The 6,709-nt window shown below is 69.6% G+C and carries 9 protein-coding genes and 1 tRNA gene; 4 read left to right on the forward strand and 6 right to left on the reverse strand.

The window, feature by feature from the left end; genetic code table 11:
* The 3 genes from CCN33_RS21635 to CCN33_RS21645 all read right to left on the reverse strand — a co-directional run.
* The coding region (locus tag CCN33_RS21635) for an aminodeoxychorismate/anthranilate synthase component II (RefSeq protein ID WP_086695214.1) at positions 1–524 on the reverse strand (524 nt) is incomplete at its 3' end.
* Positions 521–682, reverse strand: coding sequence for a hypothetical protein (locus CCN33_RS21640; protein ID WP_030805941.1), 162 nt, complete (start codon positions 680–682; stop codon positions 521–523). The genes CCN33_RS21635 and CCN33_RS21640, both read right to left, overlap by 4 nt.
* 209 nt (positions 683–891) lie before the next feature.
* Positions 892–1,680 (reverse strand): DUF881 domain-containing protein, encoded by a 789-nt coding sequence (locus tag CCN33_RS21645; RefSeq protein WP_086695216.1) that lies wholly within the window; start codon positions 1,678–1,680, stop codon positions 892–894.
* Between the two features lie 152 nt (positions 1,681–1,832).
* Here CCN33_RS21645 and crgA point away from each other — a divergent pair, with 152 nt between their 5' ends.
* The gene (crgA, locus tag CCN33_RS21650; protein WP_030805947.1) at positions 1,833–2,087 is read left to right on the forward strand and encodes a cell division protein CrgA; all 255 of its coding nucleotides are present in this window, start codon (positions 1,833–1,835) and stop codon (positions 2,085–2,087) included.
* A 272-nt stretch (positions 2,088–2,359) separates the two neighbouring features.
* Here crgA and CCN33_RS21655 read toward each other — a convergent pair whose 3' ends face one another.
* Together CCN33_RS21655 and CCN33_RS21660 are read right to left on the reverse strand one after the other, a co-directional pair.
* A complete protein-coding gene (locus tag CCN33_RS21655) occupies positions 2,360–3,259 on the reverse strand; it encodes a rhomboid family intramembrane serine protease (RefSeq protein WP_086695220.1) in 900 nt (299 codons plus the stop codon).
* Positions 3,260–3,378: 119 nt separating this feature from the next.
* On the reverse strand, positions 3,379–3,909 hold the full coding sequence (locus CCN33_RS21660; protein ID WP_086695217.1) for a peptidylprolyl isomerase: 531 nt from the start codon (positions 3,907–3,909) through the stop codon (positions 3,379–3,381).
* 278 nt (positions 3,910–4,187) lie between these two features.
* On the opposite strand from CCN33_RS21660, the gene CCN33_RS21665 reads away from it, so the two are divergent.
* On the forward strand, positions 4,188–4,886 hold the full coding sequence (locus CCN33_RS21665) for a DUF5324 family protein (protein WP_086695218.1): 699 nt from the start codon (positions 4,188–4,190) through the stop codon (positions 4,884–4,886).
* Between the two features lie 140 nt (positions 4,887–5,026).
* Here the strand turns inward: CCN33_RS21665 and CCN33_RS21670 are convergent.
* Positions 5,027–5,099, reverse strand: a tRNA-Ala gene (locus tag CCN33_RS21670).
* Positions 5,100–5,279: 180 nt separating this feature from the next.
* Here CCN33_RS21670 and CCN33_RS21675 point away from each other — a divergent pair.
* Together CCN33_RS21675 and CCN33_RS21680 are read left to right on the forward strand one after the other, a co-directional pair.
* Positions 5,280–5,828 carry a helix-turn-helix domain-containing protein gene (locus CCN33_RS21675; protein WP_086695219.1) on the forward strand — a complete coding sequence of 183 codons (549 nt, stop codon included), beginning with the start codon at positions 5,280–5,282 and terminating at the stop codon, positions 5,826–5,828.
* Positions 5,829–5,913: 85 nt separating this feature from the next.
* On the forward strand, positions 5,914–6,709 hold a 796-nt coding region (locus tag CCN33_RS21680; protein ID WP_140394616.1), incomplete at its 3' end, for a serine/threonine-protein kinase.

The raw sequence follows: 6,709 nt of genomic DNA on the forward strand, positions 1-6,709 counted from the left end.
GACTCGGGGTGGAACTGCACGCCCTCGACCGGGAGTTCACGGTGGCGCAGCCCCATGATGATCCCGTCCTCGGTGCGGGCGGTGACCTCCAGCTCGGCGGGCACGGTGGCCGGCTCGGCGGCCAGCGAGTGGTACCGGGTGGCGATGAACGGCGTCGGCAGTCCCGCGAAGACGCCCCGCCCCTCGTGGATCACCGGCGAGGTCTTGCCGTGCAGCAGCTCGGGCGCCCGGTCGACCACCCCGCCGTAGGCGACCTGCATGGACTGCATGCCGAGGCAGACCCCGAACACCGGGACGCCGGTCGCCGCGCAGTGCCGGACCATGTCCACACAGACCCCGGCCTCCTCGGGCGTACCGGGTCCGGGCGAGAGGAGGACGCCGTCGAAGCCGTCCTGGGCGTGCGCGGTGGTCACCTCGTCGTTGCGCAGCACCTCGCACTCGGCGCCGAGCTGGTAGAGGTACTGGACGAGGTTGAAGACGAAGCTGTCGTAGTTGTCGACGACGAGAATCCGGGCGCTGCTCACTGGTTGTCCACCGTCACATCGTTGAAGGGCAGCAGCGGTTCCGCCCACGGGAACACGTACTGGAACAGGACGTAGACCGCGGCCACGACGAGCACGAGCGAGATCAGTGCCCTCACCAACGCGTTGCCCGGCAGATGCCGCCAGATCCAGCCGTACATGCCGTCCCTTCCGTTCCTCCACGGCTCCTGACTCACGCCGTACGCCACCAGACTAACGGCGCCGGGTCCGTCACCGGCGTGCCTGGAGCACACCTGGACTTACGGGTCCGGGCGCCGATCACCTCAACGACGGGCGGAACGGTTTCGCGCCGCGAACACGCGGTCGGCGGGTGAGGTGCGGCTCGTCCACGGGCCCCTGCCCCGCGTGCCTACTTCACGGGCGTCGCGTAGTGCAGGTCGACGGTGCCGGTGTAGCCGGGCAGCGTGACGGTGCCCTCGTCGGCGACGTCCCAGCCGAGACCGTAGACATTGACGTACACCATGTAGTTCTGGATCGCCTTGCTCGCGGCGAGCGCCTGCTTCAGCCGCTCCGGGTCGCCCACGGCGGTGATCTTGTACGGGGGCGAGTAGACGCGGCCCTGGAGGATCAGGGTGTTGCCGACGCAGCGGACCGCGCTGGTGGAGATCAGCCGCTGGTCCATGACCTTGATGCCCTGTGCGCCGCCGTGCCACAGCGCGTTGACGACCGCCTGGAGGTCCTGCTGGTGGATGACCAGGTAGTCGGGCTGCGGCGGGGGATAGCCGGGGAGCTTGGCGGTGGCGTTCGGCGGGGCGTCGTTGAGGGTGACGGTGACGGCCTTGCCGGTGAGCCGCTCGGTGCCCGCGCTCTTCTCCAGCCCGCCGAGCCGCCGGTCCTGGGCGCGGGTACTGCCGTCGTCGCCCTCGGCGAGCGACTCGACCCTGTGCCGCAGTGTGGCGTTGGACTCGTCCAGGCCCTGGTTCTTCCGGCTGCGCTCCTGGATGAGGTCCGACAGCTTCAGCAACGAGGTGTCGGTCCGCAGGTCGGTGCCCTTGGCGGTGTTGAAGCTGGTGACGAAGATGAGGCCGGCCAGAGCGAAGACACCGGCGGTGAGAATCCGCACCGGCCGGAAACGGGGACGACGGGCCGGCGCGGAACCCATTGCTCCCGTCCCTGGGGAGTCGGCAGAATTGCTCAACGTACCCTTATCTCCTTCGGCGCCGCGGAAGCACTACGCTAACGGACGTCCGGGGGAGCACTCGGTGTGCCCTTGCCTTCCCCTTGTACGCTGCCCCGAGCTCGACCCAGACACCTGCGCGGCCACGCAGCGCATCGACAGGAGAGACCTTCGTGCCGAAGTCACGTATCCGCAAGAAGGCCGACTACACGCCGCCGCCGGTCAAGCAGGCGCAGGCCATCAAGCTCACCAACAGCGCCTGGGTCGCGCCCGTCATGCTGGCCATGTTCCTCATCGGCCTGGCGTGGATCGTGGTGTTCTACGTGACCGACGGCTCGCTGCCGATCGACAGCCTGGACAACTGGAACATCGTCGTCGGCTTCGGCTTCATCGCGGCGGGCTTCGGCGTCTCCACCCAGTGGAAGTGACCGGGCCCCGCACCCGGTTCCGGCGACCTCTGCCCACGGCCCTCCACTGAGTTATCCACAGGCCAACGAAGTATCCACACCCCCCTGGGGAAAAGGAATACGATCTGTGGATAACTAATCCCCGGTTGACGCCGGAAACACCATCCGACGACCGGCGCCCCACCTCACGCCCCCTGTCTGACCTGCGGATTCACATCCGAGCGGCAGGGGGCACGGTTGTTCCCGCACCGTGTGCACAAGATCGGGCACAGACTGTGGACAACGGTTCGGGCTCAGGTGAGCTGGAGCGTTCTCACCAGGGTGAGAACGGCCACCACCAGGAGCACCAGCGCACAGGCCCCGTACTGGATCAGCGCCCGTCGCTCACGTGGGGCGTGGATCATCGCGTACCCCACGACGACTCCGGCGACGAGCCCGCCGATGTGCGCCTGCCAGGCGATGCCCGGCACCCCGAACGTGATGATCAGGTTGACCACCAGCAGCACGATGACCGGCCGCATCTCGTAGCGGAGGCGGCGCATCAGCACCGCGGTGGCGCCGAACAGTCCGAAGATCGCCCCGGAGGCGCCCAGCGAGGGCTGGTTGGGCGCGGCCAGCAGATAGGTGAGCGCGCCGCCGGCCAGGCCGCAGACCAGGTACAGCGTGAGGTAGCGGGCGCGGCCGAGGGCGGCTTCGAGCGGGCCGCCGATCCACCACAGGCTGAGCATGTTGAAGAGGATGTGCACATAGCCGCTGTGCAGGAACATCGAGGTCAGCAGCCGGTACCACTGCCCCTCGGCCACGCCCTGGATGCCGGTGAGATGGGGGGCGTAGGCGCGGCCGATCAGGTCGAGCTGGTTGGTGAAGACGTCGCCCAGGGAGAGCTTCACCAGGAAAAGGGCCAGGTTCAGCCCGATGAGGACCTTGGTGACCAGGCGGGGATCGCGGGTGAGGGTGCCGCCCGCGAGGGTGCGGGGGCGGGTGTCGGCCGGCGCGGACGCGGTGCCGCCCGAGGCGGGGGTGCCGCCGCGCGCGCAGTCGGGACACTGGAAGCCGACGGAGGCGTCGACCATGCACTCCGGGCAGATCGGCCGGTCGCAGCGGGTGCAGCGCACGCCGGTCTCCCGGTCCGGATGCCGGTAGCAGACGGGCACGCCGCGGGCGCCCGGGGCGTCGGCCGCTGCCTGGTCCATGAGTTCCCCTTCGTCCCTCGCGTCGTCCGTCGTCACTGCGGGGGCACGGCAGCGCCCCCGCCCATCCTTACGGACGAGAGGGGCATTTGGTTCCCTGTGCGGAAGTCACCGGCCGCCGATCAGCCCTCGGTCTTCTCCACCACCACGGACTCGATCACCACGTCCTCGACCGGGCGGTCGTTGCGGCCGGTGGGGACGGCGGCGATGGCGTCGACGACCTTCTGGCTGGCCGTGTCGGCGACCTCGCCGAAAATGGTGTGCTTGCGGTTCAGCCAGGTGGTCGGGGAGACCGTGATGAAGAACTGCGAGCCGTTGGTACCCGGCCCGGCGTTGGCCATGGCGAGCAGATAGGGCTTGTTGAAGGACAGGTCGGGGTGGAACTCGTCCGGGAACTGGTAGCCGGGGCCGCCGATGCCGGTGCCGAGCGGATCGCCGCCCTGGAGCATGAAGCCGCTGATCACCCGGTGGAAGGTGGTGCCGTCGTAGAGCCGGTCCGTGCTCTCGACGCCGGTCCCCGGGTGCTTCCAGGAGCGCTCGCCCCGGGCCAGCTCGACGAAGTTCCTGACCGTGGCCGGCGCGTGGTTCGGGAACAGCCTGATCTTGATGTCGCCGTGGTTGGTCTTCAGGGTGGCGTAAAGCTGCTCGGCCACGGTCTGCCTTCCGTTGTCTTTCCGTTCGCCCCCGATCCTCGCACGCTCCCGGTGGCTCCGAACCGGGCGGGTGACGGCGAGTTCGGCCCGTATGGGCGGCGCCCGGCGGCGAATCGTGGCAGGGTCGTGAGCGGGGCCGGTTGCCCGGAATTTCACCGCTTCGCCAGAGATCGGCACCCGTATGCCCGTCCACACATGCTGTGTGGGCCACCGACAGGCATGATCCGTAACAGGGTGGACAGTCGAAATACCGTACCGCCACCGAGGAGGAGGTTCCCGTGACCCGCATCGACAGCGTGCGCGCCGCGACCGGTTCGGCCAAGGACAGCGTGCTGCACGCAGCGGACGTGGTGGCGCCCTATGCCGACACGGCCAAGGAGCGTGCCGCTCATTACACGCAGGAGGCACGTGTACGGCTGGCGCCCGTGGTCTCGCAGGCGGCCGACCAGGCCCGCCTTCAGTACGACGCCAAGCTCGCCCCGCAGGTGGAGCGAGCACTCTCCCACGTGCCGCCGAAGGTCGATCAGGCGGCACAGGACGCCGCCAAGCTGACCCGCAAGGCTGCCAAGCAGGCGGCGGTGTACTCCCGCCCCAAGATCGAGCAGGCCGTGGCCGCCGCCACCCCGGTGTACGACGAGGCCGCGGCGCGCAGCGCAGCCGCCCTGGTCGCCCTGCGGGGCAATGTGTCGGCCAAGGAGATCAAGAAGCTGGCCCGCCGCAACGAGCGCCGCGGCCGCACCGGCCGGACGTTGAAGTACGTGGCCCTGGCCAGCCTGCTCGCGGGCGGCGCCTACGCCGTCTGGCAGTGGTGGGACCGCCAGGCCAACCCGGACTGGCTGGTCGAGCCCCCGGCCGCCACGGAAATGTCGGACTCCGCCCGCCTCCACTCGGTCGACGGCACCGGCACCTCCGTCCTGGACCCGGAGGTCCAGGCAAAGCAGGTCGAGGACGACGTCGAGGGCGACGAGAACCGCTGACCTGACGCCCCAAGTCACGGGCACCGCAGGCCGTTTCACGTGAAACAGCGCCCGCCAGGCCCCGAGCCCCCGTCCCCACGGCGGCACGAGAAAACCCCCTCCGCACTGCGTTTCCGCAGATCGGAGGGGGTTTTTCGTTGTGGAGCCTAGGGGAGTCGAACCCCTGACATCTGCCATGCAAAGACAGCGCTCTACCAACTGAGCTAAGGCCCCGGAAGGGAACGACCGACGGGAGAACGGGCTCCTGGCGGGCGTCGCAGACCAGAGTACCGGTTCACCCCCCGTATCCCGCAAAAAGATTGGGGGTCCCCGCGAATCACCCCGCTCCGTAGGATGCTCGACGTGGTTCGCTTCAGCGAACCACGGTTTCTGGGGAAGCGATGGGGAGACGCAATGGATGCCGCACAGCAGGAAGCCACCGCGAGAGCGCGGGAGCTCCAGCGGAACTGGTACGGGGAGCCGTTGGGGGCGCTCTTCCGTAAGCTCATCGACGATCTCGGGCTCAACCAGGCCCGGCTCGCCGCCGCGCTGGGGCTGTCGGCTCCGATGCTGTCGCAGCTCATGAGCGGCCAGCGGGCCAAGATCGGCAATCCGGCGGTCGTGCAGCGGGTGCAGTTGCTTCAGGAGCTGGCGGCGCAGGTGGCGGACGGCAGTGTGAGCGCGGCCGAGGCGACCGACCGCATGGACGAGATCAAGAAGTCCCAAGGGGGCTCGGTGCTGAGCAACACCACCACGACGACGAGCAGTTCCGGTGCGCCCACGGTCAAGCGGGTCGTGCGGGAGATCCAGTCACTGCTGCGTTCCGTCGCCGCCGCCGGGGACATCATCGACGCCGCGGACACCCTCGCCCCGACCCACCCCGAACTGGCAGAGTTCCTCCGGGTCTACGGCGCGGGCCGCACCGCCGACGCGGTCGCGCACTACCAGTCCCACCAGAGCTGACCCCCGGCCCGGTCCGGAGGAGGTCCGGCACCGGGCCCGGTCCCACGGGCCGGGGCAGCACACCAGGGGGAGGAGCTGCACGGTCATGGGTGAGGTGTTCGCGGGCCGGTACGAGCTGGCCGACCCGATCGGGCGTGGCGGTGTGGGCGCGGTGTGGCGCGCCTGGGACCACCGCAGACGGCGCTATGTCGCCGCCAAGGTGCTTCAGCAGCGCGACGCCCACACCCTGCTGCGCTTCGTGCGCGAGCAGGCGCTGCGCATCGATCATCCGCATGTGCTCGCGCCGGCGAGCTGGGCGGCCGACGACGACCAGGTCCTGTTCACCATGGACCTGGTGGCCGGTGGCTCCCTGGTCCATCTGATCAACGACTACGGTCCTCTTCCGCCGGTGTTCGTGTGCACTCTCCTGGACCAGTTGCTGTCCGGGCTGGGTGCCGTGCACGCCGAGGGGGTCGTGCACCGGGACATCAAGCCCGCCAACGTGCTGCTGGAGGCCACCGGCACGGGCCGGCCCCGGCTGCGGCTGTCCGACTTCGGCATCGCCATGCGGTTCGGGGAGCCCCGGCTGACCGAGACCAACCTCGTGGTCGGTACGCCGGGTTATCTGGCGCCCGAGCAGCTGCTGGGGGCCGAACCCGACTTCCCCGGTGACCTGTTCGCGGTGGGGCTGGTCGCCCTGTATCTGCTGGAGGGGGCCAAGCCGGACGGCAAGGAGATCGTCCGGTACTTCCTCGAGCACGGGACGCCGGGCGCGCCCGCGCGGGTGCCCGAGCCGCTGTGGCAGGTGATCGCCACCATGCTCCAGCCCGACCCCGCGGCCCGCTTCCGCACCGCCACGGGCGCCCGCAAGGCCCTCGCCGCCGCCCGTGGCGGTGCGGAAG

Origin of the sequence: Streptomyces recifensis, from assembly GCF_002154615.1 — a bacterium.
Classification (GTDB): Bacteria; Actinomycetota; Actinomycetes; order Streptomycetales; family Streptomycetaceae; genus Streptomyces; species Streptomyces griseoluteus.